This window comes from Mesorhizobium sp. M8A.F.Ca.ET.165.01.1.1, from assembly GCF_004792065.1.
Lineage (GTDB): Bacteria > Pseudomonadota > Alphaproteobacteria > Rhizobiales > Rhizobiaceae > Mesorhizobium.
Window position 1 is genome coordinate 207,841 of record NZ_SRTH01000001.1, and the last position, 26,640, is coordinate 234,480.

Annotated in this window: 27 protein-coding genes; 5 read left to right on the forward strand and 22 right to left on the reverse strand. The window is 63.6% G+C overall.

Annotation, left to right across the window (positions count from 1 at the left end):
* Positions 1–5 precede the first annotated feature (5 nt).
* Positions 6–353 carry a GFA family protein gene (locus EN808_RS01055; RefSeq protein WP_135914957.1) on the reverse strand — a complete coding sequence of 116 codons (348 nt, stop codon included), beginning with the start codon at positions 351–353 and terminating at the stop codon, positions 6–8.
* A 115-nt stretch (positions 354–468) separates the two neighbouring features.
* Between EN808_RS01055 and EN808_RS01060 the strand changes: the two genes are divergently transcribed.
* Entirely contained in the window at positions 469–1,758 is a 1,290-nt protein-coding gene (locus EN808_RS01060) for an amidase (protein ID WP_135865892.1), read from the forward strand.
* A 21-nt stretch (positions 1,759–1,779) separates the two neighbouring features.
* Here the strand turns inward: EN808_RS01060 and EN808_RS01065 are convergent, their stop codons facing one another.
* Genes EN808_RS01065 through EN808_RS01085 form a run of 5 tightly spaced genes read right to left on the reverse strand, consistent with a single transcriptional unit; the run spans position 1,780 to position 6,035 of the window.
* A complete protein-coding gene (locus tag EN808_RS01065) occupies positions 1,780–2,205 on the reverse strand; it encodes a hypothetical protein (RefSeq protein WP_245512088.1) in 426 nt (141 codons plus the stop codon).
* On the reverse strand, positions 2,202–3,182 hold the full coding sequence (locus EN808_RS01070; protein ID WP_127872362.1) for a hydroxyacid dehydrogenase: 981 nt from the start codon (positions 3,180–3,182) through the stop codon (positions 2,202–2,204). Before EN808_RS01070 ends, EN808_RS01065 begins: the two co-directional genes overlap by 4 nt.
* A 14-nt stretch (positions 3,183–3,196) precedes the next feature.
* Positions 3,197–3,916, reverse strand: a complete 720-nt coding sequence (locus EN808_RS01075) for a FadR/GntR family transcriptional regulator (RefSeq protein WP_127872323.1) — start codon at positions 3,914–3,916, stop codon at positions 3,197–3,199.
* 2 nt (positions 3,917–3,918) lie between these two features.
* On the reverse strand, positions 3,919–5,088 hold the full coding sequence (locus EN808_RS01080) for a mandelate racemase/muconate lactonizing enzyme family protein (RefSeq protein WP_127872324.1): 1,170 nt from the start codon (positions 5,086–5,088) through the stop codon (positions 3,919–3,921).
* Positions 5,089–5,147: 59 nt separating this feature from the next.
* Positions 5,148–6,035, reverse strand: coding sequence for a sugar phosphate isomerase/epimerase (locus EN808_RS01085; RefSeq protein WP_127277895.1), 888 nt, complete (start codon positions 6,033–6,035; stop codon positions 5,148–5,150).
* A 401-nt stretch (positions 6,036–6,436) separates the two neighbouring features.
* On the opposite strand from EN808_RS01085, the gene EN808_RS01090 reads away from it, so the two are divergent.
* The 3 genes from EN808_RS01090 (at position 6,437) to EN808_RS01100 (ending at position 9,808) form a co-directional block, all read left to right on the forward strand.
* Entirely contained in the window at positions 6,437–7,492 is a 1,056-nt protein-coding gene (locus EN808_RS01090; RefSeq protein ID WP_127277894.1) for a sugar phosphate isomerase/epimerase, read from the forward strand.
* A 50-nt stretch (positions 7,493–7,542) separates the two neighbouring features.
* Complete coding sequence (locus tag EN808_RS01095; protein ID WP_135865834.1) at positions 7,543–8,730, forward strand: Gfo/Idh/MocA family oxidoreductase; 1,188 nt, start codon at positions 7,543–7,545, stop codon at positions 8,728–8,730.
* Between the two features lie 226 nt (positions 8,731–8,956).
* The gene (locus tag EN808_RS01100; protein WP_135865831.1) at positions 8,957–9,808 is read left to right on the forward strand and encodes a sugar phosphate isomerase/epimerase; all 852 of its coding nucleotides are present in this window, start codon (positions 8,957–8,959) and stop codon (positions 9,806–9,808) included.
* A gap of 162 nt (positions 9,809–9,970) precedes the next feature.
* Here the strand turns inward: EN808_RS01100 and phnE (EN808_RS01105) are convergent, their stop codons facing one another.
* From phnE (EN808_RS01105) to phnG, 12 genes are all read right to left on the reverse strand, one after another.
* Complete coding sequence (gene phnE, locus EN808_RS01105; protein WP_135914958.1) at positions 9,971–11,338, reverse strand: phosphonate ABC transporter, permease protein PhnE; 1,368 nt, start codon at positions 11,336–11,338, stop codon at positions 9,971–9,973.
* Positions 11,339–11,341: 3 nt separating this feature from the next.
* Entirely contained in the window at positions 11,342–12,298 is a 957-nt protein-coding gene (gene phnE, locus EN808_RS01110; RefSeq protein WP_127277890.1) for a phosphonate ABC transporter, permease protein PhnE, read from the reverse strand.
* A gap of 55 nt (positions 12,299–12,353) precedes the next feature.
* A complete protein-coding gene (phnD, locus tag EN808_RS01115) occupies positions 12,354–13,262 on the reverse strand; it encodes a phosphonate ABC transporter substrate-binding protein (RefSeq protein ID WP_135914959.1) in 909 nt (302 codons plus the stop codon).
* Between the two features lie 110 nt (positions 13,263–13,372).
* Positions 13,373–14,230, reverse strand: a complete 858-nt coding sequence (gene phnC, locus EN808_RS01120; protein ID WP_127277888.1) for a phosphonate ABC transporter ATP-binding protein — start codon at positions 14,228–14,230, stop codon at positions 13,373–13,375.
* A 129-nt stretch (positions 14,231–14,359) separates the two neighbouring features.
* Positions 14,360–15,070: a DUF1868 domain-containing protein gene (locus EN808_RS01125; RefSeq protein WP_135914960.1), complete on the reverse strand. Its 711-nt coding sequence runs from the start codon at positions 15,068–15,070 to the stop codon at positions 14,360–14,362.
* A gap of 146 nt (positions 15,071–15,216) precedes the next feature.
* Complete coding sequence (locus EN808_RS01130) at positions 15,217–15,834, reverse strand: DapH/DapD/GlmU-related protein (RefSeq protein ID WP_127277886.1); 618 nt, start codon at positions 15,832–15,834, stop codon at positions 15,217–15,219.
* Positions 15,831–16,538 carry a phosphonate C-P lyase system protein PhnL gene (phnL, locus tag EN808_RS01135; protein ID WP_127277885.1) on the reverse strand — a complete coding sequence of 236 codons (708 nt, stop codon included), beginning with the start codon at positions 16,536–16,538 and terminating at the stop codon, positions 15,831–15,833. Before phnL ends, EN808_RS01130 begins: the two co-directional genes overlap by 4 nt.
* Positions 16,539–16,857: 319 nt before the next feature.
* Positions 16,858–17,634, reverse strand: a complete 777-nt coding sequence (gene phnK, locus EN808_RS01140) for a phosphonate C-P lyase system protein PhnK (RefSeq protein WP_135914961.1) — start codon at positions 17,632–17,634, stop codon at positions 16,858–16,860.
* Positions 17,631–18,542 (reverse strand): alpha-D-ribose 1-methylphosphonate 5-phosphate C-P-lyase PhnJ, encoded by a 912-nt coding sequence (locus EN808_RS01145; protein ID WP_135865813.1) that lies wholly within the window; start codon positions 18,540–18,542, stop codon positions 17,631–17,633. Before EN808_RS01145 ends, phnK begins: the two co-directional genes overlap by 4 nt.
* Positions 18,539–19,651: a carbon-phosphorus lyase complex subunit PhnI gene (locus tag EN808_RS01150; RefSeq protein ID WP_127279890.1), complete on the reverse strand. Its 1,113-nt coding sequence runs from the start codon at positions 19,649–19,651 to the stop codon at positions 18,539–18,541. The genes EN808_RS01145 and EN808_RS01150 overlap by 4 nt, the downstream gene beginning before the upstream one ends.
* A gap of 2 nt (positions 19,652–19,653) precedes the next feature.
* Positions 19,654–20,265, reverse strand: coding sequence for a phosphonate C-P lyase system protein PhnH (gene phnH, locus EN808_RS01155; protein ID WP_127279889.1), 612 nt, complete (start codon positions 20,263–20,265; stop codon positions 19,654–19,656).
* Positions 20,265–20,726, reverse strand: a complete 462-nt coding sequence (gene phnG / locus EN808_RS01160; RefSeq protein WP_127279888.1) for a phosphonate C-P lyase system protein PhnG — start codon at positions 20,724–20,726, stop codon at positions 20,265–20,267. Before phnG ends, phnH begins: the two co-directional genes overlap by 1 nt.
* A gap of 110 nt (positions 20,727–20,836) precedes the next feature.
* Here phnG and phnF point away from each other — a divergent pair, with 110 nt between their 5' ends.
* Positions 20,837–21,586 carry a phosphonate metabolism transcriptional regulator PhnF gene (phnF, locus tag EN808_RS01165; protein ID WP_127279887.1) on the forward strand — a complete coding sequence of 250 codons (750 nt, stop codon included), beginning with the start codon at positions 20,837–20,839 and terminating at the stop codon, positions 21,584–21,586.
* Positions 21,587–21,594: 8 nt separating this feature from the next.
* Here phnF and EN808_RS01170 read toward each other — a convergent pair whose 3' ends face one another.
* From EN808_RS01170 to EN808_RS01185, 4 genes are all read right to left on the reverse strand, one after another.
* Positions 21,595–22,611: a zinc-binding alcohol dehydrogenase family protein gene (locus tag EN808_RS01170; RefSeq protein ID WP_127279886.1), complete on the reverse strand. Its 1,017-nt coding sequence runs from the start codon at positions 22,609–22,611 to the stop codon at positions 21,595–21,597.
* A 77-nt stretch (positions 22,612–22,688) separates the two neighbouring features.
* Entirely contained in the window at positions 22,689–23,657 is a 969-nt protein-coding gene (locus EN808_RS01175) for an ABC transporter permease (RefSeq protein WP_027144667.1), read from the reverse strand.
* The gene (locus EN808_RS01180; protein WP_127872336.1) at positions 23,654–25,207 is read right to left on the reverse strand and encodes a sugar ABC transporter ATP-binding protein; all 1,554 of its coding nucleotides are present in this window, start codon (positions 25,205–25,207) and stop codon (positions 23,654–23,656) included. Before EN808_RS01180 ends, EN808_RS01175 begins: the two co-directional genes overlap by 4 nt.
* Positions 25,208–25,366: 159 nt before the next feature.
* Complete coding sequence (locus tag EN808_RS01185) at positions 25,367–26,362, reverse strand: ABC transporter substrate-binding protein (protein ID WP_127872337.1); 996 nt, start codon at positions 26,360–26,362, stop codon at positions 25,367–25,369.
* Between the last annotated feature and the right edge of the window lie 278 nt (positions 26,363–26,640).

The following is a 26,640-nucleotide window of genomic DNA, read 5'->3' on the forward strand; positions in this document are numbered from 1 at the left end:
CTGCTTCAGGCCGAGCGCCCATCGAAGTCGAAGATCGACAAGGTGGACGGGTCGAGACCGGTCAAGCAGTTGATGTTGACGTAGGCGCTGCGTTCGCCGCTTTCGCTGATGTCTTCGGCAAAGGGATGGATGCCGCAGGTTCGGCAGAAGCGGTGTGCTATTTTCGCGTCGCCGAATGTGTAGCGGCCAAGGTCATCGCCCCAGGCGACGAGTGTGAGCTTGTCATGCGGCACGGCCCACAGCAGCGCACCCTTGCGGGCGCAGATCGAGCAATTGCAGCGAACGACGCCCTCGAGCTCGCCCTCGATTTCGAACGCAACCTTGCCGCAATGGCAGCTGCCCTTGTACAGCATCAGTATCTTCCTGTCGCTGGCCGGTGCAAAGGCACGCTGGCCGGGTTATTCCTTCGGCAGGCCTGGCGGCTGCTTGCCCGAAGGACGTTCTATCCTGGCGGAGTCCGACATCGACATGCAATCAATCCGCGACCGTCTCGAAAACATCCTGTCACGTCTTGCCAGTCGTGCAGCCGACGAGAAGGTCTACACGAAGCTTTATGCCGAAGCCGCACGGGCCGCGGCTGACGCCAGCGATGCCCGCAAACGAGCCGGCGTGACTCTTGGGCCGCTCGACGGCACCATTGTCTCGATCAAGGATCTGTTCGATGTCGCCGGCGAAGCGACCACGGCGGGCTCGCTGATGCGCAAGACCGCCGCGCCGGCTCAGCGCGATGCGGCCATCGTCGGCCGGCTTCGGCAAGCCGGTGCGGTCATCATCGGCAAGACCAACATGACCGAATTCGCCTTCACCGCGATCGGCGACAACATGCATTACGGAACGCCCGGCAATCCCGTCGACCCAGGGCGCATTCCAGGCGGTTCGTCCTCGGGCGCCGGCGTGTCTGTCGGCGAGGGGACGAGCGACATCTCGATCGGGTCCGACACCGGTGGTTCGATCCGCATCCCGGCGGCGCTCAATGGTGTCGTCGGCTTCAAGCCGACAGCACGGCGCGTGCCGCTGACCGGCGCCTTTCCGCTTTCGGGCACGTTGGACTCTATCGGGCCGCTCGCCCGAACCGTCTCGCAATGCGCAGCCGCCGACGCGGTGATGGCCGGCGAGGCGCCGAACGAATTGGCCGCCATTCCACTCGCCGGGCTTCGCATTGGCATTCCGCGCGGCGTTCTTTTCGGCGACATAGAAGGCGGGGTTGCCGCGGCCTTCGAGCATTGTCTTGGCAGGATCGAACAGGCCGGCGCGCACATTGCGGATCTGTCGATCGACGACATGATCGCGGAGTTTCGTGCGGCCACCAAGCGCGGTTCGATCGCCGCCATGGAAGGCGCCGAGGTGCATGCCGACTGGCTGGCGGCAGGCGCGCCGGCGCCGGTCGACCCGCATGTGAGTGGACCCTTGTCGCGGGCGGCGCTGCTGCCGGCGCCCGTCTATATCAGGGCGCTGCGCCGGCGCGCCGCACTGGTCGCTGCCATGGACGAGCGGCTGGCGTCGGTCGATCTCCTGGCTCTGCCGGCCACACCGGTGACCGCCCCGACCATCGCCTCCATGGCCGAGGACGCCGAGCTGCGCGACCGCACCGAAGGACTGCTGCTGCGCAACACGCAGGTCGCCAACCAGTTCGACCTCTGCGCGATCTCGCTGCCAATGCCGGGCACGGCGCTGCCGGCTGGCCTGATGCTGGTCGCGCGCAACGGCCACGACCATCGTCTGCTGCGGATAGCGGCTGAAGTGGAGAGGCTGCTGTGACGAGCAGCGTGCCCACGGCAATCAGTGCGCCGCGCAGCGCCTGCGCTCGGCTTTGCCAGAGGCGCGTTCGATACGCGTAACGACCAGCATGGGCGGCTCGTTCGGCTCACCGCGATGCTGGATCGATCCTCTGACGACGAGCTGTCCCGCGTGGAGCTTGTCGGAAGTGTCGGGTGCGGCCCTGTCTTGCAGCGCCAATTCGGTGGTGTTGAGCGCCACGCCTTTGATGACCTTGCCGGTGGCCAGATCCAGCGCGTTACCCGAGGGACAAGGGTCTCTGAAGCAGACGATTCCATTGCTGCAGTAGACATAGTCGCTGCCCTCTGCCGCAGCGAGTGCAGGCAAGGCCGCGGTCGAACACGCGGCGAGAACCAAGGATGCCAAGCGACGATACAACATGACTTTCAGCGTCACCAACAATTGAAGCGAAACCGCGGTGTATTTCACGTGTCGGCCGGAAACCGCCGCCGGTAATGATCGACCACTTCGGGATTGCGCAGATTGACAGGCAGCTTGCCGGCCAGCACCAGCAGGGTCTCGCCGGCCGCGCCGACGCCCATGCGCATCATCGATTCCTCGGTAATCCCTGCCATATGCGGGGTGATGATGACATTGTCGAAGCCGAAATAGGGATGATTTGCCGGTAGCGGCTGTGTCGAGAAAACGTCGAGCGCGGCGCCGCCAATGCGGCGCTGCCGCAAGGCCTCGATCAGCGCGTCGTCGTCGACGACCGGCCCACGCGACACGTTGATCAGCAGTGCGTTGGGTTTCATGCGGGCGATGCGCTCGCGGCTGATCAGGCCGCGCGTCTCCGGCGTCAGCGGGCAGCAGAGCACGATGATGTCGCTCTGCTCGACCAGCGCGTCGATCGACAGGAAGCCGACTTTTTCCGGCGCCGGCTGCATGCTGCGCGTCGTTGCCACAACCTTGAGGTCGAAGCCGTGCGCGGCGATATGCCCGACGGCTTGCCCGACTGCGCCGAGGCCGACGATGCCGATGGTCTTGCCGGCGAGTTCGATGTTGGAGTTGGCATGCTCGCGGCCGGCAAGCCAGCCCTTGGCGCGCAGGTCGCGGTCGACCCTGCGGAATTGCCGCAGCAGCGCAAGCGCGGTGAACATGACATGTTCGGCGACCGAGCGGGCATTGACCGCCGGCACGTTAGCCACCAGCACGCCGGCTGCCGCGGCTGCTTCCATCGGGATCATGTCGAGCCCCGCGCCATGGCGAATTGCGGCCCTCAGCTTCCAGGCGCCCTCGAACAGCGCCGGCGGCAGCGGCGCCCGCACGATGACGATGTCGGCATCCTTGGCCTCCCTGGCCAATGTGCCGGCGTCCAGCGCCGAAGCGATCACCAGCTGACCGGCGCCGGCGAGCTTGGCCGAGGCGCGCGGGTGCAGCGGATGGGTCGACAGGATCTTTGGCACGGTCTGGGTCACGGTCAGGCCTTTTCGAGCGCCGCGCCTGCGGGCGAAGCCGCCATGCCGCCCTCGATCAGGCCCTTCCAGTAGCTTTCGGCGCCTTGCAGATGGGCGCTCATCAGCGCCTGGGCGAGATTGCCGTCGCGGCGCAGCAGCGCCTCGTAGATCTGCACGTGCTCGGCATGCGAGCGCACGCTGCGTTCGGGATCGTTGAAGTAGATCGGCAGGCGCTGCTCGCCCATCAGATAGTAGACGCTGCAGATGTTGTGGAAGACGCTGTTCTTGGTGGCGCGCACGATTTCGAGGTGGAATTCGCGGTCCTCCTTGGCCAAGCCTTCGCCAGCGGCGATGCGCTCCTCGGAGGCCTTCAGGATTTCGCGCAGCCGTTCGAAATTTTCCTCGGTGGCGCGCGAGCAGGCAAGCTCCGCGGCCTTGATCTCATGGATCTTGCGCAACTCGACCGTTTCATAAATCTGCATGGGATCGAGCGGCAGGCCGGCGCGTGCGAACAGCGCCAGCGCCTCCACGCTCGCCTGTTTGGTGTCGATGTAGATGCCTGATTTGGCGCGGCGCTCGACGATGCGCATGGCTTCGAGGATGGCAAGCGCTTCGCGGATCTGCCCGCGGCTGACGCCAAAATGCTCAGCCAACTCGCGTTCGGAAGGCGTGCGGCCGCTCTCCTTGTCCGAGTGGGAGAACAGATAGGCGGCGAGTTCCGCGAGAAGGTTGTTTTCTTTCATCGTCAATTGCGTTGCGCGTGCGCCTCCAGGAATCGCTCCGAAATGGTGAATCCCAATCCGGCCTTTTCCGGGATCGCTATCATACCGTCCTTCGCTTCGACAGTCTCATCGACCAGATCGTGGATCATCGGGTTGGCGCCGAGCGAATATTCGACCGTGAAACTCGAAGGCGATGCGGCACAGACATGCAGCCCGGCGAAGAAGCAGGGCGCGCCGGCCCATAGATGCGGCGCAAAGCGCAAATTGAAGGCGCTGGCGATGGTGCCGATCTTCATTGCCTCGCTGATGCCGCCGCAAAAGGCCGGATCCGGCTGGAAGATGTCGGCGGCCTTGAGCACGGCGAGGTCGCGAAAGGCATAGCGCGTCGCCTCGCTTTCGCCGGTGGCGATCGGAACGGCGCCGGCGGCGCGCACTTCGGCCATGCCCGGCTTGTCGTCGGCGATCACGGGCTCCTCGAACCAGGCGAGATCGAGATCGCCGACGAGGTGGATGAAGCGCTTGGCTTCCGCCACGGTATAGGTTCCGTGGGCATCGACCATCAGATCGACATCGGGGCCGAGCGCCTGGCGTGCCGCGCGCACGCGAGCCGCGGAAATATGCGCGGCGCCATCCATGGCGCCCACCCGCATCTTCAGCGCCTTGAAGCCGCCCCTGGCGATATAAGATTTCAATTGCTCGCCGATGGCATCGGCCGACGCCCAGCCACCGGAGGCATAGGCCTGCATGCGATCGACCTTACGGCCACCGAGAAGCCGCCAGACCGGCTGGCCTAGCGACTTGCCCAGGATGTCCCAGAGCGCGATGTCGACGGCGCTGATGGCGGCGACGCTCATGCCGCGCCGCGCCAGCTGCGGCATGGCGTGGCCTGCATGGGCGGCACTCTGGTGGCGCACGCCGTTGTAGAGCATTTCCCAGATGACGCCGATATCGGCCGGATCGCGGCCGATCAATTGCGGCCCGACTTCTTGGTTCAGCATATGGACGAGGGCGCCATAGCTGCCGGCACTGCCGGCCGCATTCTTGCCTTCGCCCCAGCCGACCAGCCCGTCATCGGTTTCGATGCGCAGGATGGCCGCGTCGAAGGTCGTCACCTGGCCGAAGTCGCTGCGATGCTGCTTCGCGGCTTCGATCGGGACGCGGACCCACCAGGCCTGGACTGTCTTGATGCGCATATTTTTCCCCAGCCCCGCCGCCGGCCAGGGCGGAAGGGCAAATTCCCAGAGGCGGTCGACTACTTGATCAGCGGCAACAGCGTTTCGGCGGTGATGCGCATCTGGTCGGTGTAGAATTTCTCGGTGAGTACGCTGGAGCCGTGATCCTGGATGAACTTCAGCTGCTCGGGCGAGATATCGACCGGGTGGCGCTCAACCATGTCGGGATAGGGTGCCGCCGGCGTGCGGTCGACCGGGGCGACGAACTCGTTGGTCAGCGCGCCATCATAGCCGACTTCCTTCAAGGTCGCGACGATCCTGGGCCAGTCGATCTGGCCGAGGCCGGCGGCGAAGCGGTTGTTGTCGGCGACATGGAAGTCGAACAGGCGCTTTCCGACCTGCCGGATGGCGTCATGGACGTTAAATTCCTCCATGTGGAGGTGGTAGGCGTCGAGGCAGACGCCGCATTCGGGGCTCACCGCATCTGCCAGCGCCAGTGCCTGTGCGCCGCGGTTGAACAGATAGGTCTCGAAGCGGTTCAGCGGTTCGACGGCAATCTTGACGCCGACCTTCTTGGCGTGGGTGAAGCATTCGCGGGTCGCGTCGACGACCCACTTCCACTCCTCTTCCTCGGTGCCGTCCGGCACCACCTTGCCGACGGTTGCCGGAACCAGCGTGATGATCTCGCCGTCGAGTTCGCTGACCATCGTCAGCACGTCCTTGACGTATTGCACGGAGCGCTCGCGCTGGCCCTGGTTCCTGGCGGCGAGGTTGCGTTCGCCCAACATCAGGGTCACCGCGCCCCAGCAGCGGATGCCATGCTCCTTCAGCAGCGCCCGCGTCTCCTTGGTCTTGTACTGCGCGGGCTCGCCGGAAATCTCGATCGACTCATAGCCGAATTTCTTGATGCGCTTGAGCGTCGTCTCAAGGGGTTCCGCGCGCATCCAGTTGTGCGTCGAAAGATGCATGGTCTGTCCTTCCCAGATTCGTCCGTATGGTTTGCCTGCGACATGCATCGCCGGAAGACGACGCAAGGGTTTCCTCCCCAAGGCATCCCCAGCCTTTTCCCGCAAACTGGTTCGACCAATTGGGCCTGAAGCGAGGTCTACAGCAAATTCCCTGGAACGGCAAGAAGCGTGGAGACGCTACTTCCTGTGTGAATTATAACATTGATTGTATTGCGTTATGTGCCGATATTTTGGATATGCGGAGGGCTTTGCCGTGACATTGTCGGGCTTGACCAAAATCCCCCATTTGGTAATACCAGAATGGCCGTGCCTGTAAGGCGCCTGGTTCGAAAAGACCAAAATGGCTGGCCCTGCTTCCAATCGGCGCTATGCTTGGTCGCGACAAAATGAGGAGGATGCCGATGCCGACGACAATGAAGGGCCCTGGACTGTTTCTGGCGCAGTTCGCGGGCGACGCCGCGCCGTTCAATTCGCTGGCGTCGATCACCAAATGGGCCGCCGGTCTCGGCTACAAGGGCGTGCAGATCCCGACCTGGGACGCGCGCCTGTTCGACCTCAAGAAGGCGGCGTCTTCCAAGGCCTATTGCGATGAGGTGAAGGGCATCTGCACTGACGCCGGGGTCGAGATCACCGAACTGTCAACGCATCTGCAGGGGCAATTGGTAGCGGTGCATCCGGCCTATGACGCGCAGATGGATGGTTTCGCGCCGCCATCGGTGCACAACAACCCGAAGGCGCGGCAGGAATGGGCCGTCGAACAGATGAAGTTCGGTGCCAAGGCATCGCGCAATCTCGGGCTGAATGCCTCGGTGTCGTTCACCGGCTCGTTGGCTTTCCCCTACCTTTATCCTTTTCCGCAGCGGCCCGCCGGTCTGATCGAGGAAGCCTTCGGCGAACTCGGCAAGCGCTGGAAGCCGATCCTCGACGCCTATGAGGACAATGGTGTCGATGTCGGCTACGAAATCCATCCTTCGGAGGACGTGTTCGACGGGGCCACCTTCGAAATGTTCCTCGACGCCGTCGGCGGCCACAAGCGCTGCAACATCAATTACGACCCTTCGCACTTCCTGCTGCAGCAGCTCGACTATCTCGAATTCATCGACATCTATCACGAGCGGATCAAGGCGTTCCACGTCAAGGACGCCGAGTTCAATCCGACCGGCCGGCAGGGCGTGTACTCCGGTTACCAGAGCTGGACGAACCGTGCCGGCCGTTTCCGTTCGCTCGGTGATGGGCAAGTGGATTTCGGTGGCATCTTCTCCAAGCTGACGCAGTACAATTACGATTCTTGGGCGGTGCTGGAATGGGAATGCTGCCTGAAGCATCCTGAGGACGGGGCGGCCGAAGGGGCCCCCTTCATCCAGCACCACATCATCCGGGTGACCGAGAAGGCATTCGACGATTTCGCCGCGGGCACCACGGACAAGAAGCTGCTGCGCGCCATGATGGGAATTTGACACGGCTTTCGCTCCCTTTGGGGAGGGTATTTCATACGAGGGAGAAAAATATGGTTGGCGCATCGAAGTCGGAAACGGGAGGCGGCCCGATCCGCTACGGCATGGTCGGCGGCGGGCAAGGCGCCTTCATCGGCGCGGTGCACCGGATCGCGGCGCGACTGGACAATGATTTCGTGCTCGTCGCGGGCGCCCTGTCGTCCGATCCGGCACGCGCCAAGGCCTCGGCCGCCGAACTCGGGCTCGATCCCTCGCGCAGCTATGCGTCCTACGCGGAAATGGCCAAGGCCGAGGCGAAGCGCCCGGATGGCATCGAGGCGGTGGCCATCGTCACTCCCAACAACGTCCATGTGCCGGCGGCCAGGGCTTTCCTCGAAGCAGGCATTCACGTGATCTGCGACAAGCCGCTGGCAACCACGTTGGCAGAGGCGAAAAAGCTTGCGGCGATAGTCGAAAAGACCGGCAAGGTGTTCGTGCTCACCCACAATTACACCGCCTATCCGATGGTGCGGCAGGCGCGCGAAATGGTGGCCAAGGGCGTGCTTGGCGACATCCGCATCGTGCAGTCGGAATATCCGCAGGACTGGCTGACCGAGGACCTGGCCGCCACCGGCCAGAAGCAGGCGTCGTGGCGCGGCGACCCCAAGCAGGCGGGGGCCGGCGGCGCGCTCGGCGACATCGGCACCCATGCCTATAACCTCGCCCGCTTCGTCTCCGGGCTCGAGCTCGACTCGCTGTCGGCCGATCTCGATGCCTTCGTGCCGGGGAGGCTGCTCGACGACAACGTCAACGTCATGCTGCGTTTCAAACCGGCGGGAAAAACGCATCCGGCCAAGGGCATGATCTGGGCGAGCCAGGTGGCGCCCGGTCATGAGAACGGCTTGAAGCTGCGCATCTACGGTTCGAAGGGCGGGCTGGAGTGGGTGCAGGCCGATCCCAACTATCTCTGGTACACGCCGTTCGGCCAGCCGAAACAGTTGATCACCCGCAACGGCGCCGGCGCGTTGCCGGTGGCAGGCCGCGTCAGCCGCGTTCCGTCAGGCCACCCCGAGGGCTATCTCGAAGGCTTCGCCAATATCTACCAGGAGGCCGCACGCGCCATCCGCGCGGCGCGGCGCAAGGGCGGCAAGCCGGCAAAGGATGTCGTCTTCCCGACCATTCAGGACGGCGTCGAAGGCATGGCTTTCATCGAAGCCTGTGTGAAGTCGTCGAAGAAGAATGGGGCGTGGACGAAGCTGTAAGGGGGGCCTGGCAAGCGCGGAATTCCCCCTCACCCGGATTGCCAACCGAATTGCGAAGGGCAATTCGGGGCAATCCGACCTCTCCCCGAGGGGAGAGGAGGTCGCTGGTGCCGGCGTCAGTCTCTTCTCCCCTCGGGGAGAAGGTGGCCGCGTAGCGGCCGGATGAGGGGCTTGGCGCGAAGTTGGCGGGAACAACCAGCCGGCCTTGAAAATGGGGAGGGCGTCGATGAAAATCGGCATGTGCATGTTCTTGTGGACGACGGCGGTGTCGAAGAAGCACGAGCCATTGCTTCGCGACATCAAGGCAACCGGCTTCGACGGTGTCGAGATACCGATCTTCGCCGGGACGCCGGACGACTACCGGAAACTGGGCGAATTGCTCGACCGCATCGGGTTGGAGCGGACGGCGGTTTCAGCGATGGGCGATCCCTCGATGAACCTGATCTCGGCCGATGCTGCAACGCGCAAGGCTGGTGTCCATTACATGAAATGGGCCATCGATTGCGCCGATGCGCTTGGCGCCCGCACGCTGAGCGGACCGCTGCATTCGACGCTGGGCGCCTTTTCCGGAGCCGGGCCGACAGCCGCCGAGAAAAAACGCTCCGTCGCCTCGCAGCGCGCCATTGGTGACCATGCCGGCAAGCGCAACGTCACCATCGGGCTCGAGGCGCTGAACCGCTTCGAATGCTATCTTCTCAACACCATGGCCGACCTGTCGGAGCATGTCGACGTCATCGACCGGCCGCACATCAAGGCGATGTACGACACGTTCCACGCCAATATCGAGGAGGCCGACCCGATCGGCGCTTATACGAAGCACCGCAGGAATGTCGTGCATATCCACATATCGGAGAACGATCGCGGCGTGCCGGGGCGCGGCAACATTCCCTGGAAAGAGACTTTCGCGGCGATCCGCAAGAGCGGCTATGACGACTGGCTGACCATCGAGGCGTTCGGGCGCTCGCTGAAGGATCTGGCGGCGGCGACGAAAGTGTGGCGCGATTTTTCCGAGACGCCGGAAGCGGTCTATCGCGAGGGATACAAGCATATCAGGGACGGGTGGAAGAAGGCGGCTTAGGCTTAGGGCACGTCGATATTCGGGTGAGGCCGGTCTGCAAATGCAGGGTTCCTGCGCTTCCGGTGCTCACGTACCCAAAAAGTACGCTCCGCTCCGGTTCTCGTAACCCTGCATTTTCGACTCGGCCTGACCCGAATCTCAACATGCCCTGAGGCGAGATCGTTATCCTTGCTGGGCCTGGATCCTATTGTAGTCGTGGATCGTCCGGCTCAACCTGCGGCGCAGGAAGTTGGATATGTTGTCGAAGATGAAGACGACGAGCAGGATCAGCAGAACCATGTAGAAGACGTTGGCCCAGTTGGAGTTGGTGCGCATCGCTTCCCACAGTTTCAGGCCAATGCCGCCGGCGCCGACCGCGCCGATGATGGTGGCGCCCCTGGTGTTGGATTCCCACTGGTAGAGGGTCTGACTGATGAAGATCGGGATCACTTCGGGCATAACGCCGTAGCGCTGCACCAAAAGGCCGTTGGCGCCGGTCGAAAGCACCCCTTCACGTGGCTTGTCGTCGATGTTCTCCAGACCTTCCGAATAGACTTTGCCGAGCGTGCCGATCTCGGTGAAGAAGATCGCGGCACTCCCGGCCAGCGGGCCGGGGCCGAAGGCGCGGGTGAAGAACAGCGCCCAGATCAGCATGTCGACCGAGCGCATGAAGTCGAAGAAGCGCTTGAGCCCCTGGCTGAGCACGCCGCTTGGCGTAATGTTGCGCGCCGCGAAGAAGGCAAGCGGGAAGGCGACGATGCCGCCGAGGAGCGTGCCGAGAAAAGCCATGACGATGGTCTGCAGGAGCTTCGTCCAGACGTCGCCGTGCTGCCATTGGGCGTTGTTCCAGATGCTGTCGCCGGCCAGCGCGAGGTTCGAGGTGCCAGGTTTCAGCTCAGGCCCCGATATGATCAGCGAGATCACTTCCGACGCTGATTTGCCGAAGAAGGGCGAGCGTGTGTCGAAGACGAAGTTCGCCCAGCCGAGGAAGCGCTTGCGCACCTTGACCCGGTCGACGGTGACGCGCACGTCGCCGACAAAGCCCATCCTGGCGATCACCTCGTCATCGTGAACCGTCATCCAGTCGGGCACCGGGCCCGAGACCACCGGCTTGCCGCCGGTCAGCGCCACCGGCACTGTCTGTCCATTGGCGACAATCGTCGCATAGGTCTTGTCGAAGGTGACGGATTTGGCCTGGCCGTCGATCCGCACGGTGAAGGACCCGTCGGCATTCTTGATTACCCAATCCGGATTGGGATTGTCGCCCAGTGCGGAGAAACGCGGATATTTGGGCATGATCTCCGGCTGGTCGAGACGGAATTCCGGCTGCAGATCGTAGCTGATCCACTGCGTCAGGAAGAGTGGCAGTCGCTCCCAATGCGATTCACGCAATACCTGCGGCAGGCTGAAGAACCACAAGGCATAGACCAGATAGAGGAGAGTGCCAACGAACAGGAGCAGCGGACCGAAGCGCTTGTATGCGGGGCGCCAGAAAACCTGCGGGTGGCGCGCCTCGATCGACAGCATCTCCTCGGCGGTCATGGTTGCCATGATCTATGCCCCCATCATAAAGGCTTGTTCGCCGACCAGCTTGCGGCGAAGCCAGGCGGAAAACTGATCGATGATGAAGATGGTCGTGAACAGCAGCAACACCAGCGCCAGCGTCTTGGCGCCGAAGCCGCGCGAGATGGACAGCTTCAGCTCTTCGCCGATGCCGCCGCCGCCGACGGCGCCGATGATGGTCGAGGCCCGCACGTTGATCTCGACCCGCAGCAGCGTATAGGACACGAAATTGGGCAACACCTGCGGAAGGTCGGCGAAGCGCACCCGCTCGAACCAGTTGGCGCCGACCGCCGTCAGGCCTTCCTCGGCGCGCATGTCGATGTTCTCGTTGATCTCGTAGAACAGCTTGCCGAGTGCGCCGATCGAATGCAGGCCGATGGCGATTATGGCGGCGATCGGACCGGTCGAGACGATTGCCGCGAAGAGGCCGGCGATGACGATTTCCGGAAAGGCACGCAGCAATTCCATGAAACGCTTGACCACCAGCCTCAGTGCCGGATGGGGCGTCAGGTTGCGTGCCGCGAAGAAGGAAAAAGGCACCGCGAAGATGAAGCCGATGAAGGTCGAAACCAGCGCCACGTTCACCGTGGTCAGCATCAGTTCGAAATATTCGGGGACGTAGAAACCGCCCCAGACATAGACGCGGCCGAGCGGGAAGTTGAATTCCTGGGTGCCGGTATCACGCGGCGAGGCGATGTCGAACAGCGCTCGCCAGACGTCGTTCCAGTCTTTCGGGACCAGCCAGCTCAGGAAATCCAGTATGTGCGGCAGCCGGTCGAAGAAATGCCCGGCATTGGCTTCGTCGGCGAACCACATGCTGGAAAGCATCGCGGCAAGCAGGAGGCCGACGCCGAGCACGGTATAGAACCGGCGCAGCGACGTCTGGCGTCGCCAGGCATCGGCCGTCTGGTGAATGCCGTCGGAGGGGGCTGTCACGGAAAGGGTCATGATCGGAGATGCAAAAAGGGCGGTGTTTTGAACACCGCCCCTTCCGATTTCACCGTTAGCCGCCGATGGCTGCCTTACGGGCTTCGACGATGACGTTGTAGAAGTCGGGCTTCACCGGAACGTAGCCGGTAAAATCGCCGCCTTCGACGCCTTCGAAGCAAGCCTTGTCCTTCTTGGGCAGATCAGTGAAGAAGGCGGTCAGCTTGGCGGTCATGTCGTCGCCGAGCGCGGTGCGCACGACCAGCGGGCCGTTCGGGATCAGGCCCGAGCGCCAGACTTCGACGAAGTCGTTGGGGTCGACGGCGCCCTTGGCGACTTCCTTGTGGAAAGTGCCGGAGGTGTAGCCGTTCTTGAAGTCGCCGATGCCCGAGGAATCGTCAACCGCGACGTCGACCTTGCCATCACGCACGGCCAGAACGTTGTTTTCGTGGCCGCCATTGAACTGGGTCGAAGCGAAGAAGGTCTCGTTCGAAGCGCCGGTGTCCTTCGGAATCTGGGTCAGCGGGATCAAATAGCCGGAAGTCGAATCCGGATCGGCATAGCCAAGCTTCTTGTCCTTGGCCGACTTGATGTCGGTGATCCCCGAGGTCTTCAGCGCCAGGCCGATCGAATAATAGCCGGTGGCGCCGTCGGTCTGTTTGGTGGTGAGGATCGGGGTGACGGCTTTCGGGTCCTTCAGGACAACGCTGGCATAGCCGGAGGCGCCGAGTTCGGCGAAGTCGAGCGTGCCGCCGAGCAGGCCCTGGATGACGCCGTCATAGTCGGCGGCGGGAAACAGCGAAACCTTCTCGAAGCCGAACTCGGTCTTCAGGTGGTCGGCCAGGCACTGGTAGTTGCGCAGCCGGTCGGTTTCGTTTTCGCCGCCGAGAATGCCGACGCGAAATTCCTTCATGTCGGCGGCGTGGGCAATGCTGGTGGCCATGGCGAGCACCGAAACGGCGCCGAAAACCATCTTCCTGAACATTGATGTCTCTCCTGTAAGTTCCGGCCCCGCGCCGGCAGCGTTCTTGATCTTGACAAGTGCCCTTGACGCGGGCGGACGATCCAGGCGCTCGCTACTGGCCCGTAACGGGCTCAGTATCCCGGGAATGCGGGTTCGAGCGGTCCGGCGGATGCGGCGATTTTCTGCTTGAAGGCAGCGCTGGTGGAGGTGATGGTCTCCGATATCTCGCCGCCATTGCTGTCGGCGCCGTAGACAAGACGCACAGCTTCGCGGTTGAGCTCTTCGGGCGGCCCGTCGAAGACGACCTTGCCGGCGGCCATGCCGATGATGCGGTTGCAATAGGTGCGGGCGGTATCGAGCGTATGAAGATTGGTGACGACGGTTATGCCTTCGCGCAGATTGATGTCCTGCAACGAATCCATCACCACCTTGGCATTGAGCGGGTCGAGCGAGGCGATCGGCTCGTCGGCCAGGATCACCCTGGGCTGCTGCATCATGGCGCGGGCGATGGCGACCCGCTGCTGCTGTCCGCCCGACAGGGTGCCGGCGGGCTGAAGTGCGGTGCGGGCGATGTCGAGCCGCTCGAGCGCGGCGACCGCTTCCGCGCACTCGGCGCGCGAAAACATGCCGAGAAGGTTGGACAGGGTCGAACGGTGGTTCAATTTGCCGAGCAGTACGTTGGTCAGCACGTCGAGGCGCGGCACCAGGTTGAATTGCTGGAAGATCATGGCGCAGTCGCGCTGCCAGCGGCGCAGCGGCGACCCGCGCAACCGGGAAACCTCGGCGCCGTCAAAAAAAATCGACCCCTGGCTGGGGTCGACAAGACGGTTGATCATGCGAAGCAGAGTTGATTTGCCCGCGCCCGAACGACCAATGACACCAACCATCTGCCCCTGCGGGATCGAGATGTTGACGTCGCTGACGGCGGTGTTCTTGCCAAATCGTCGGCTGACACCGCGGATTTCGAGCGTGGCAGAGCTTGCTGACATGGGCTGGTTCCAGTCCGGTCCATATTGATCGTCAGGCACTCGCCTAACGCAGCCACATGAACCTGCCATGTCGCCAGCATGTCAGTTTTGTTACGCTCCACAGATACGACGGCCGCGTCCTGCTGGCGATCAGCCGAGCACCAGCAATTCCTCGAAATGCTTCATGTCGCGGAATGCGCAGAAGGCGGGCGGCTTGATCTCGATCACCGGGGCCTCCCGGCCGAAAAGCGCCAGGCTCTCATCGAACAGCGCCTGCCAGGCAGCAGCCCTGTCGTCGGCGAGACGCTGGATCTGATAGGCGAAGGTGATGTGGAAGACGTAGGCGTCATGGTCGGGGTGCCGGTAGCCGAACGGCACAGCCAGTGCATCGCGCCATGCACGCATGATGCGCACATCCTCGTCGGTCGCGCCGGCAACGGTGAGGCCGCTCGGCACGATCTCGACCACCTTGATATTGAACGGGCCGGCGCCCTCGAAACCTCTCAGGCGCTCCAGATAGAGGCGGGTCATGGCGTCGATGCCGGTGTCGAGCGGAACGTCGCGCGGCCAGAAGGGCAAGCGGCGGCGATATTCGATGATGCCCTGGAACAGCGTCATGTGCAGGCTGGAAACCGGCGTGAAGGCGAGGCGGTCGGCGTCCGGCATCGCCATCATCCGATCGCGCACAGCAAGCACAACGGCTTCCGATGGTGAGCCGCTGACCAGATGGCTGACGACGGTATTGCCGGGTTCGATCAGGAAATTGCCGGAAGTGTCATAACGCGTGCCGAGATGTGTCGGCGGCATCGGATTGGAGCCGGCAAAGAATCCAGCGAGCGAGGGTCTGACAGTGTCGGGCATGGAGATCTCCTTGGGAGATGGCGTCCTGTCCGAGTCCTGTGTCAGGGATATGAACAGGACCGCCATATGACGATGATGTGAGCGGCTATGTCTCTTCACCTGACACAATTCCAGGAAAACCGGTTCTCCCTTTTCCTGGAATTGTCCTATCCCTCGTACTTCTCCAGGAACGCCTCGGCGGACAGTTCGCGGAAATCGTCGAGCGAGGCTCGCAGCCTGGCATGGTCCCAATCCCACCAGGCAAGCGCCTGGTAGCGTTCGGCGGTGCGGCGGTCGAAGCGCTCGCGGATCGGTTTGGCCGGCACGCCGGCGACGATGGTGTAGGGCGCGACGTCCCTGGAGACGACCGCTCCGGCGCCAACGGCGGCACCGTCGCCGACGGTCACGCCAGGCAGGACGGTCGAGCCGTGGCCGAGCCAGGTGTCGTGGCCGATGTTGACGCGCTTGGCGCGACGTTCAGCGAAGAATTCGCTCTCATGCTCGGCGTCATCCCAATAGTCCGACGCGCGGTAGGTGAAGTGGTGCAGCGTCGGCCGCCAGGTCGGATGGTTGGTGGCGTTGAGGCGCACGCTTGCCGCGATGTTGGCAAACTTGCCGATGGTCGCGCACCAGACGGCGCAGTCCTGCATCATGTAGGAATAGTCGCCGAGTTCGCTTTCCGACACCCGGCTGCGGTCGGCGATCTCGGTCCAGCGGCCGAGCGTCGAGTTGTGCACCTCCGCTGAGGGGTGGACCAGCGGCGTCTCCGACAATTTCCTGGTCATGCGGCGAGTTTTCCCGGGGCGAAGGCGGTGACGTCGATGATGCGGTCGGCCACCGCCTCGCGCACATCGTGGTCGTGGAAGATGCCGAGCAGGGCAACGCCGGCCAGCTTCTTGGCGGCGATGAGTTCGATCACCACGTCGCGGTTGGTGGCGTCGAGCGATGCGGTCGGCTCGTCGAGCAGCAGGATCGGATGCTCGGTGATGAAGCCGCGCGCGATGTTGACGCGCTGCTGCTCGCCGCCGGAGAAGGTTGCCGGCGGCAGCATCCAGAGTTTTTCCGGCAGGTTGAGCTGGGCCAGCAAGGCGCGGGCCTTGGCTCGGGCGGCCTCGCGCTGCTCGCCGCGTTCGACCAGCGGCTCGGCGACGACATCGAGAGCCGAGACGCGCGGCACGGTGCGCAGGAACTGGCTGACATAGCCGATCGTTTGCCGGCGAACGGAAAGCACGGTGCGCGGGCTGGCATGGGCGAGATCGATCAACCCGTCCTCGTGCGTGACGATGATCTGGCCTTCGTCGACGGCGTAGTTGCCGTAGAGCATCTTCAGGATTGAGCTCTTGCCGGCACCGGAGGGGCCGCCGAGCACGGTGCATTCTCCCGCCTTGATGGAGAAGGAGACGCCGGAGACGACAGGCAGTTTGATGCCGTCGCGCAGATGCATGGTGAAGCTCTTGGCGACGTCGGAGACAACGAGAGGAGTCGGCATCAGAAGGTTCTCCAATTGTCGTAGGTCGGCGGGAGGATACGGCTCTTTCTCCCCGTCACTATACGGGGAGAAATGTCCGGCAGGACAATGAGGGGCAGCGCCGAGGTCCGGTTGAGAAGTTGCTTTGGGCAGGGCGAGGCTAACGGGACAGCATAAGCGTCCACAGCGCGCGTTCCCGCCACGTCAGCGTCGCCCCTCATCGCCCTGCCGGGCACTTCTCCCCGTATAGTGACGGGGTGAAGGGGCCGTGTCGGGCGGTTTCGCCAATCTCCAACGTTGCAAAATGCGCTTGGCAGATGGGGGTGACCTGGTGCCATCGTCACACCTGAAGTATCGAGGAAACGAGCAATTGCGTGTAGGGCGCGCGCGGATCGTCGAGCACACGGTCGGTGAGGCCGCTTTCGACCACGCGGCCGTCCTTCATCACCATCATGCGCTGTGACAGAAGCCGCGCCACGGCAAGGTCGTGGGTGACGACGATCGCGGCAAGACCAAGGTCGGTGACCAGACCGCGCAGGAGATCAAGCAGGCGGGCCTGCACGGAAACATCGAGGCCGCCGGTCGGCTCGTCCATGAACACCAGCCGTGGCCCGGTGACGAGATTGCGGGCGATCTGCAGGCGCTGGCGCATGCCGCCGGAAAAGGCGCGGGGTTCGTCGTCGATGCGGTCTTCCTCGATCTCGACGCGCGACAGCCAGTCGACCGCAGTGGCGCGGATCTTGCCGTAATGGCGGTCTCCGACCGCCATCAGACGCTCGCCGACATTGGCGCCGGCCGAAACCGTCATGCGCAGGCCATCGGCGGGGTTCTGATGGACAAAGCCCCAGTCGGTGCGCATCAGGAAGCGGCGCTCGGCCTCGCTCATGCGGTAGAGTTCGCGGAACTGGCCGTCACGCATGCGGTAGCTGGCGGTGCCGGAGGAAGGCAGCAGCCGCGTCGACAGGCAGTTGAGCAGCGTGGTCTTGCCGGAACCGGACTCGCCGACGACAGCCAGGACTTCGCTGGGCCACAGGTCGAAGGAGACGTTGTCGCAGCCAACGCGCGAGCCGTAGAATTTGGAGAGCGCCGAGACGCGCAACAGCGGTTCGTCGGTCATTGGGCCGGCTCCATGTTTGCTGGCGCCAGATGGGTCTCGGGGGCAAGGTGGCCGCGATGGCCCTCTTCGCGCCTCTTCTCGCAGTGGTCGGTGTCGGAGCAGACGAACATGTGGCCGCCATGGTCGTCGAGGATGACCTCGTCGAGATAGACGTTCTCGGCCGCACAGAGCGCACAGGGCTGGTCGAAAGTCTGCACCTCAAACGGATGGTCCTCGAAGTCGAGGCTCACCACATCGGTGAAGGGAGGCACCGCGTAGATGCGCTTTTCGCGGCCGGCGCCGAACAGCTGCAAGGCCGGCGAGCGGTGCATTTTGGGATTGTCGAACTTCGGCGTCGGCGAGGGGTCCATGACATAACGGCCCTCGACCTTGACCGGATAGGCATAGGTGGTGGCGATGCGGCCGTGCTTGGCGATGTCCTCATAGAGCTTCACATGCATGAGGCCATACTCCTCCAGCGCATGCATCTTGCGCGTTTCGGTCTCGCGCGGCTCGAGGAAGCGCAGCGGCTCGGGAATGGGTACCTGGTAGACCAGCACCTGGCCGGCGGTCAGCGGATGCTCGGGGATGCGGTGGCGGGTCTGGATGATGCTGGCGGTGGCGGTATCGGTGGTGACAGTGACATTGGCGACCTTCTTGAAGAAGGCGCGGATCGACACAGCATTGGTGGTGTCGTCGGCGCCCTGGTCGATGACCTTCAGCACGTCGTCGGGGCCGATGATCGAGGCGGTGACCTGGACGCCGCCGGTGCCCCAACCGTAGGGCATCGGCATTTCGCGCGAGGCGAACGGCACCTGGTAGCCAGGAATGGCGATGCCCTTGAGGATCGCGCGGCGGATCATCCGCTTGGTCTGTTCGTCGAGATAGGCGAAGTTGTAGGTGGCGATGTCGGTCGGTTGCGCAGTCATTCCGCTGCCTCCTTCGTTTCTTCCGCCTTCGCTGGATTTTCGCGGGCCTCATACTCGGCGCGCATGCGGCGCACGAGGTCGAGTTCGGCCTGGAAGTCGACATAGTGCGGCAGTTTCAAATGCTCGACAAAGCCGGTCGCCTGGACATTGTCGGAATGCGAAATGACGAACTCCTCGTCCTGCGCGGCGGCGACGACGTCCTCGCCCAACTCGGAGGCGCGTAGCGCCCGGTCGCAGAGCGCCATGGCCATTGCCTTGCGCTCGCTCTGGCCGAAGACGAGACCGTAGCCGCGCGTGAATTGCGGCGGCGCCTTGGCCGAGCCCTTGAACTGGTTGACCATCTGGCATTCGGTGACCCGCACCGTGCCGAGCGGCACCGCGAAGGGCAGTTCGGGAACGTCAAGCTCCAACTCGACCTCGCCTATGCGGATCTCGCCGACAAAGGGATGGTTGCGGGCGTAGCCGCGCTGCGTGGAATAGCCGAGCGCCAGCAGGAAACCCTCGTCGCCGCGTGACAGCGCCTGCAGGCGGATGTCGCGCGCCATCGGGAATTCCAGCGGCTCGCGGGTGATGTCGCCGGGGATGTGATCCTGCGGCATCTTGCCATCGGGCTCGATCAGGCCTTCACGGGCGAGGATGGCCGAGACACGCGGCATGGGCTCGGCTTCGCGGGCGCGCTGCAAGGGCTCGGCGACATCGGCGCCGGTGGCAAGCTCGGGGTCGAGCAGGCGGTGCGTGTAGTCGAAGGTCGGGCCAAGCAGCTGGCCGCCAGGCAGGTCCTTGTAAGTCGCCGAGACGCGCCGTTCGACCAGCATCGCGCTGGTGTCGATCGGTCTGGTGTAACCGAAGCGCGGCAACGTGGTGCGGTAGGCACGCACCAGGAAAATCGCTTCGATCATGTCGCCGCGCGCCTGGACGATGGCGAGTGCGGCGAGTTCACGGTCATAGAGCGAGCCTTCGCTCATCACCCGGTCGACACCCAGCGCCAGCTGCTCGACGATCTGGTCGAGGCGGAGCGCGGGCACCGAGCGGTCACCGCGCCGGCGGTCGGCAAGCAGGCCGTGGGCGTTGGCAATGGCGGCTTCGCCACCTTTTACCGCGACATACATCTTCAAGCCTCCATCGTCTTGATGCGCGTCGTGCGCGGCAGGCAGGCTACGCCTTGCGATGTGGCGAGGACGATGTCGACGCCGCGCGGAAAGCGCTTGTTGTTTTGCTTCCACTGCTCGACGAAATGGCGCGGCATTTGTGCCGGCGCGATCGTGGCGCTGGTTTCGATGCCGGGGCCTTCGAGCAACAGCGGGGTTCCTGAAGTGAGATCGCCGACCTGCAGGATCAGCGTTGTCGATCGATCGGGATAGTCCTGCGTGCCTTGTGAGAAACCGTCGAGCGCCATCATCTCGGCCGGTGTGGCAACAAACGCGAAATGCGCGTCGGCCGGGGTGTTGGCAAGCGGCGCACCGGTGTGGAAACCAAGCCAGGAGCCGATCGCCGCGGAGGCGTGCAGGGCCGGGTCGAGCCAGAGCGGCGTGTCGTTGTCGCAGAGCGCCAGTGCAATGGCGCCTGATGTTGCCGAAAGCGGCGCCGGCGGGCGGGCCAGGCCCGGCAAGGGCTGGACGCTGCCCGGCCGCGCCATGGCGTCCATGACTGCCCGAAACACGGTCTGTGCGTTGAAGACCGGATCGGCGAAACCGCCCTCGATCGATTGTGCCGCGATATCCATCAATCTTCTCCGCGAACCATGGTGAAGAAATCCACTTTCGTCGCCGCCGTCTCGGCACGGCGTTTTTCGTGGGCAACGGTCAGAGCCGAGCGTAAGGGCGCAATGAGCCTGGTCTCGACCTCGGCGCGGCGGGCAGGGTCCTGCCAGAGCGCGTCGGCGATGGCCGCCAGCTTCGCCTTCTGCTTGTCGCGGCCAAGCGCGTAGCAATGACCGACCTGTCCGGACGGCAGCCGGACCGTGGCGCGGGTAACGGTCGCTTCGCCGACATTGAAGGGCGCGCCGCCGCCGCCGATGCGGCCACGCAGCGTGACCAGGCCGGTCTCGGGACCGCGCAGCAGCTCGGCTTGCGAAGGCAGGCCGGCCTCGTTCCAGAGCCGGACGATGTCGTCGCCGCTGGATTGCGCCAGCGTCGCCATGGCGGCTTTGCGCTCGGCCTGGTCGCGGGCTTCCTGTCCTCGCATCGGCAGCTTTCCTCTTCGCCAGATTTGTCTATTGATATAGACAACTATACAAATTATACATATTCCCTAACGCGAGTCCATGACGGGTGCGTGACAGGCGGGGGCAAAACATGATCGGGCAGCAAGCGGCCGACAGCATCGAGCGGCGCAGCGGTGTTTCACTATGGCGCCAGATCGCCGACAGGATCCTGCAAGCGATTGCCATTGGCGATTTCGCCGAAAATGCCGCGCTGCCGCCCGAAGTCGCGCTGGCCGAGCGCTACGGCGTCAACCGTCACACAGTACGCAGCGCCATATCGGCCCTCGTGCAGGAGGGCGTGCTGCGGGCCGAGCAAGGGCGCGGCACGTTCGTCTTGTCGCGCAAGCGGCTGTCCTATCCGATCGGCGCGCGTACGCGTTTCTCGGCGGGCCTGCAGGGACAGACGTCGGAACGACACATCGTGCTGCTCTCTTCATCGATCGAGCCGGCCAGCCAGCGTGTCGCCGAGGGTCTTGGCCTTGCCAGGGGCGCTGACGTGATGCGGCTGGAAACACGCGGCGAGGCCGACGGACGGTCCGTGTCGCGTGCTGCCAGCTGGTTCGATGCCAGACGCTTTGCCGGCATCGACGAGGCGATGGCGCAGACCGGTTCGATCACCGCGTCGCTCGCGCGTTTCGGCATCGACGATTATCTCAGGCAATCGACCGTGCTCTCGGCGCGCCATGCCGACGCCGCGGATCTTGCCGATCTCGATCTGCAGCCGGGCGCCATCGTGCTGGTCACGGTGGCGGTCAACGTCACGCCCGACGGCCAGCCGATCCAGTTTTCGGAGTCACGTTTTCCGGCCGAGCGGGTGGAGCTGAAGCTGTCGGCGCTGTAACGCCCCGGCTATCCGATCTCGATCACGGCCTTGATCAGGCCCGACTTTTCATGGACCCAGCGTGCGAGATCCCCTGGCGTATCGGTCAGCGTGGTCCGGTGGGTGACGAGCTTGGCCAGCGGCACGGCGCCATTGCGGATCGAGGCGGCGACATGATCGAAATCGGCGCGCAGCGCATTGCGGCTGCCGACCAGCGTCATCTCGCGCTTGTGGAACTCGGGATCGGAAAAGACGATGTCGTCCTTGACGACGCTGACCAGCACAAGCGTGCCGCCATGCGCGACATGGGCGAAGGCCGATTGCACCGAGGAGGTGTTGCCGGTGGCGTCGAAGACCACGTCGAAGCCTTCGCCACCAGTCGCGTCGCGCACCAGATCGGCAACCGGCGCTTGTGAGCCGTCAAGGACTGAGAAGCCGAGCTCGCTTGACGCGAAGCCCAGCCTTTCGCTGCTCATGTCGAGCAAGCTGACGTCGAGCCTGGCGATGCGGGCGAAGATGGCGGTGCCGAGGCCGATCGGACCGGCGCCGATGACCAGCGTGCGTGCACCGGGCTCGGAACGCGCGCGGCGCACGGCATGGGCGCCGATGGCCAGGAATTCGACGGCGGCGGCGTCGGCGAGCGACAGGCCGTTGGTGGGATAGAGGTTCTGCGTCGGCACCAGGATCTGTTCGCACATGGCGCCATCGCGATGCACGCCGAGCACTTCGATGCGCACACAGCAATTGGGCTTGCCGTGGCGGCAGGCGATGCATTTGCCGCAGGAGAGATAGGGGTTGATGATCACCGGTTCGCCGACCGCAAGACCGGCTCCTTCGCCGACTTCGACGACGGTGCCAGACACTTCGTGGCCCATGATGCGGGGGTAGGCGAGGAACGGGTGCTTGCCCTCGAAGATGTGATAGTCGGTGCCGCAGATGCCGACATGGCTGACCGCCACCAGTGCCCAGCCGGGAGGCGGCGAGCCGGGAGCGGGACGGTCTTCCAGAATGAGTTCGCCGGGCGAGCGGCAGACGACGGCTTTCATGGTTCGGTCCAATTTGGGTTTACGAAAACTCCGGCCCGTTTTGATACTGGGCCGGAGTTCGATTTTCGGTTCGTTGACTACTTGCCGCCGCGGCGGCGCAGGCCATCGAAATAGACGATGACGATGATCAGCACGCCGGTGATGACACGCTGCCAGAAGGCGTTGACGTTGAGCAGGTTGGCGCCGTTGTTGATGGTCGCCAGGATGAAGGCGCCGAGCAGTGGCCCGTGCACCGAGCCGACCGCGCCGAACAGTGAGGTGCCGCCGATCACCGACGAGGCGATCGCCTGCAGTTCCCACCCTTCGGCCTGGGTCGGGTTGCCGATGCCGATGCGCGAAGCCAAGAGCACGCCGACGAACGCCGCGCACAGACCCGACAGCGTGTAGGCCATGAAGATGGTGCGCTGGACGTTAACGCCGGACAGGCGCGAGGCCTCGGCGTTCGACCCAACCGAGAACAGATACCGGCCCCAGCGGCTGTGATGCAGGAAGACATAGGCGGGTATGCCGACCAGCAGGACCATCCAGAACAGATTAGGGACGCCGAGGAAGGAGTTGCGCGAGAATTCCTGGAAAGCATCATTGTTGATCGAAATCGAATTGCCGTTGGTCATCAAGAGGCCAATGCCGCGCAGCGACGTCAGGGTCGCCAGCGTGATGATGAAAGGCGGCAGGCCCATCTTGACGATGCCAAAACCATGGAAGAGGCCGATGGCGACGCCGACCAGCAAGGTGAGCAGGATGGCGAGGAAGACCGGGACGCCGGCGTTGATCAACATCGCGGCGATGACGGTTGCGAAGCCAACCACCGCGCCCACGGACAGATCGATGCCGCCGGTGATGATGACGAAGGTCTGGCCGACAGCCAAAATGGCGATCATCGAACCCTGGCGCAGCAGATTCGAGATGTTGTTGGCCGACGCGAAGCTCGATGTGGATAACGACAGGATGACCCACAGCAGCACCAGCAGCGCCAGCAGCGTCAGTCCGAACAGGGCGTTGTAATTGCGCTTCGGTTTTTCGGCAGGGATCGCCTCGGTGCTCATGTCTTTCCTCCCAACTTTTCTTGTTTCTCGGCGAGCGCCTGTGTGAGGATGTCCTCGTGATCGGCGGTGTGGAAGCCGTGCGTGGCCACCAGCTTGCCGCGGCGGAACACGTGCAGCGTGTCGGCCAGTTCATAGACTTCCGGCAAATAGGATGAGATCAGGATGATGCCGGCGCCCTTTGACAAGAGCGCGCTGAACAGGCGGTAGATTTCGGCCTTGGTGCCGACATCGACGCCAACCGTCGGCTCGTCGAAGATGAACAGCTTGGCGCCATGGGCCAGCCATTTGCCGATGACGATCTTCTGCTGATTGCCGCCCGAAAGGCTGGAAGCCAACGCATGGCGCGTCGGGGTCTTGATCCTGAGGCCGGCGATTTGGCGGTCGGCCTCGGCCTTCTCTTTCGCGCTCGAGATCAACAGGTTGCGGGAGATGCGCTTGTAGATCGGCAAATTGAGGTTGAGGCCAACCGGCAGGTTGAGACAAAGGCCCTGGTCGCGGCGGCTTTCCGGCGCCAGCGCCATGCCGAGCTTGATCGCGTCATGCTCGGAGTTGATCTGGACATCCTTGCCTTCCCACAGGACCTGGCCGGCCGACTTCTTGTGCCGGCCGTAGAGCGTGGTGACGAATTCGCTGCGTCCGGCGCCGATCAGGCCGTAGAGCCCGACGATCTCGCCGGCACGGACTGTCATCGACACGTTTTCGAAGCCCTTGCCCGAGAGGTTCCTGGCCTCGACGATCGCGGCACCCGGAGTGAAATGATCCTTGTGGTAGATTTGTTCGATCGAGCGGTTGATCATCAGCTTGACGAGTTCGGCGTCATTGGTCTCGCTGATGTTCCTGGTGCCGACCAGCGTGCCGTCGCGCAGCACCGAAACACGATCGGCGAGCTCGAACACTTCCTCCATGCGATGGCTGATATAGATGATCGTCACGCCCTCCGACTTCAGCCGGCGGATCAAGGTGAAGAGCTGGTCGGCCTCCTTGCGGGTCAGGTAGGCGGTCGGCTCGTCGAAGATCAGGAACTTGGTGCCGCGCACGGTGGCGCGGGCGGCCGCGATCAGCTGCTGCTGGCCGATGGTGAGGTCACCGAGCATGACATGCGCCGGTAGGTCGAAGCCGAGGCCGTTGATGATCCTCTGCGCGTCTTTGACCATGGCGCGCTGTTGCAGGAGGCCGAAGCGGGACTCCTCCTCGCCTAAGAACATGTTGGCGGCGACGGTGAGATGGCGGCACAGCACCACCTCCTGGTGGACGGCGTTAATGCCCAGCGCCATCGCCTCGTGCGGGGTGGCCAAAGCCGCCGGCTTGCCCTCCCAGATGACCTCGCCGGAGGTACGCGGCATGACGCCGGTCAGAAGTTTTATGAGGGTCGATTTGCCGGCGCCGTTCTCGCCGACAATGGCGTGGATCTCGCCCGCTTTGAAGGCAAGGTGCACCGGCTTCAGCGCATGGGTGCCGGGGTAGCGCTTTTCGAGGCCGTTGAGTTCGAGGATCGTCCTGCCCGGCTGCAGCGTAGGTGCCGGGTGCAGTTCCTGCGCCGTCGACGTCATAACAATCCTCCCAGATTGGTCTCAATCGTTGGGTACGCAGCGATGCGTCTTGAACACGCATCTTGAAGGCGGAGCCTAAAGCACGCAGGCGAATTTCCAAATCGTCCGATGGATGTTTCCGGGGCGACGCCGCCCCGGAAACGATTGTCGCGACGCTGCTTATTTGAGCTTCGGGTTGAGCAGCGCGTCGATCTTGGGATCCTTCATATTGGCCTTGGTAACGAGGTTCGCGCCGGTGTCGACATTCGCCTCGACCTTCTCGCCCTTCGACGCGGCGAGTGCGGTCTTGATGCCGTCATAGCCCATCCGGTACGGGTCCTGGACGACGAGGCCGGAGATGACGCCATCATTCAAGAACTTGATCAGCTTCTCGTCGCTGTCGAAGCCGATCAGCCCGACCTTGCCGGCAAGGTTGTTCTCGGCGATCGCCTGGCCGACGCCCTGCGCCATGATCAGATTGGAGGCAAAGATGCCCTTGAGGTCGGGATTAGCGGTGATCAGGTCGGTGGCGATGTTGAGGCCGGTGGTGGCCTGACCGTCGGCGTATTTGTCGGCGATAAGCTCGAGGCCCGGATACTTGGCCTTGATCTGTTCGATGAAGCCTTGCTTGCGCTGCTCGAGCGAACCAGCGCCGGGAAGCGCCGTGATCAGCGCGACCTTGCCTTCGACCTTGCCCCCATTGGCGGCACCGATGGCGGCGGCGAGACCGTCAGCGGCGACGCGGCCGCCCTGCACGTTGTCGGTGGTCAGGAAGGAGGTGAAGGCCTTGGAGTCGGCGCCAGAGTCGATGCCGATGACCTTGACCTTGGAGGCCGCCTCGTCGATCGGCTTGCCGAGCGCCTTGAACTCGGTCGGCGAGATGACGACGGCGGCCGGGTTGCTGGCGACGGCGTTTTCGAGGATCGAGATCTGGCCGTTGACGTCGGTTTCAGCCTGGGCGCCGAGCTCCGGCACATTGACGCCGAGATCCTTGCCGGCCTTGCGGGCGCCGGCCAGAACGATCTGCCAGTAGAAAGAGGTCGTATCCTTGACGATGATCGGAATGGTCACGTCGGCCGCCGAGGCGGGCGCGGAATGCATCGCGCCGGCAAGCATCGACGCTGCTGCCAGGGCCACGAAAGCGCGGCGGTTGAGAAGGCTGGTCACGAATTTCATTAGGTTCCTCCCTAAGTCGCCTGGTGAAGGTTTAGCTCCGTTCGGATAGGCGTGGCCCAAACGGAACTTTATCAATAAAAAACAGTTGCACTGTTTTGATAGTGCATCGATCCAGCCGATGCAAGCGGTGTTTCCAGTCAGTCCTCCAAAGGCCTGACAATGCCTCGCCTACCAGCGCGGCTCCTCCCTTGTCGTAGTCAGGCGCTCCCGTTTCCGTTCCGAGAACGTATGGAATATTAATTCCATATGCCAGTCAATATGGAATGTTCGTTCTTTTC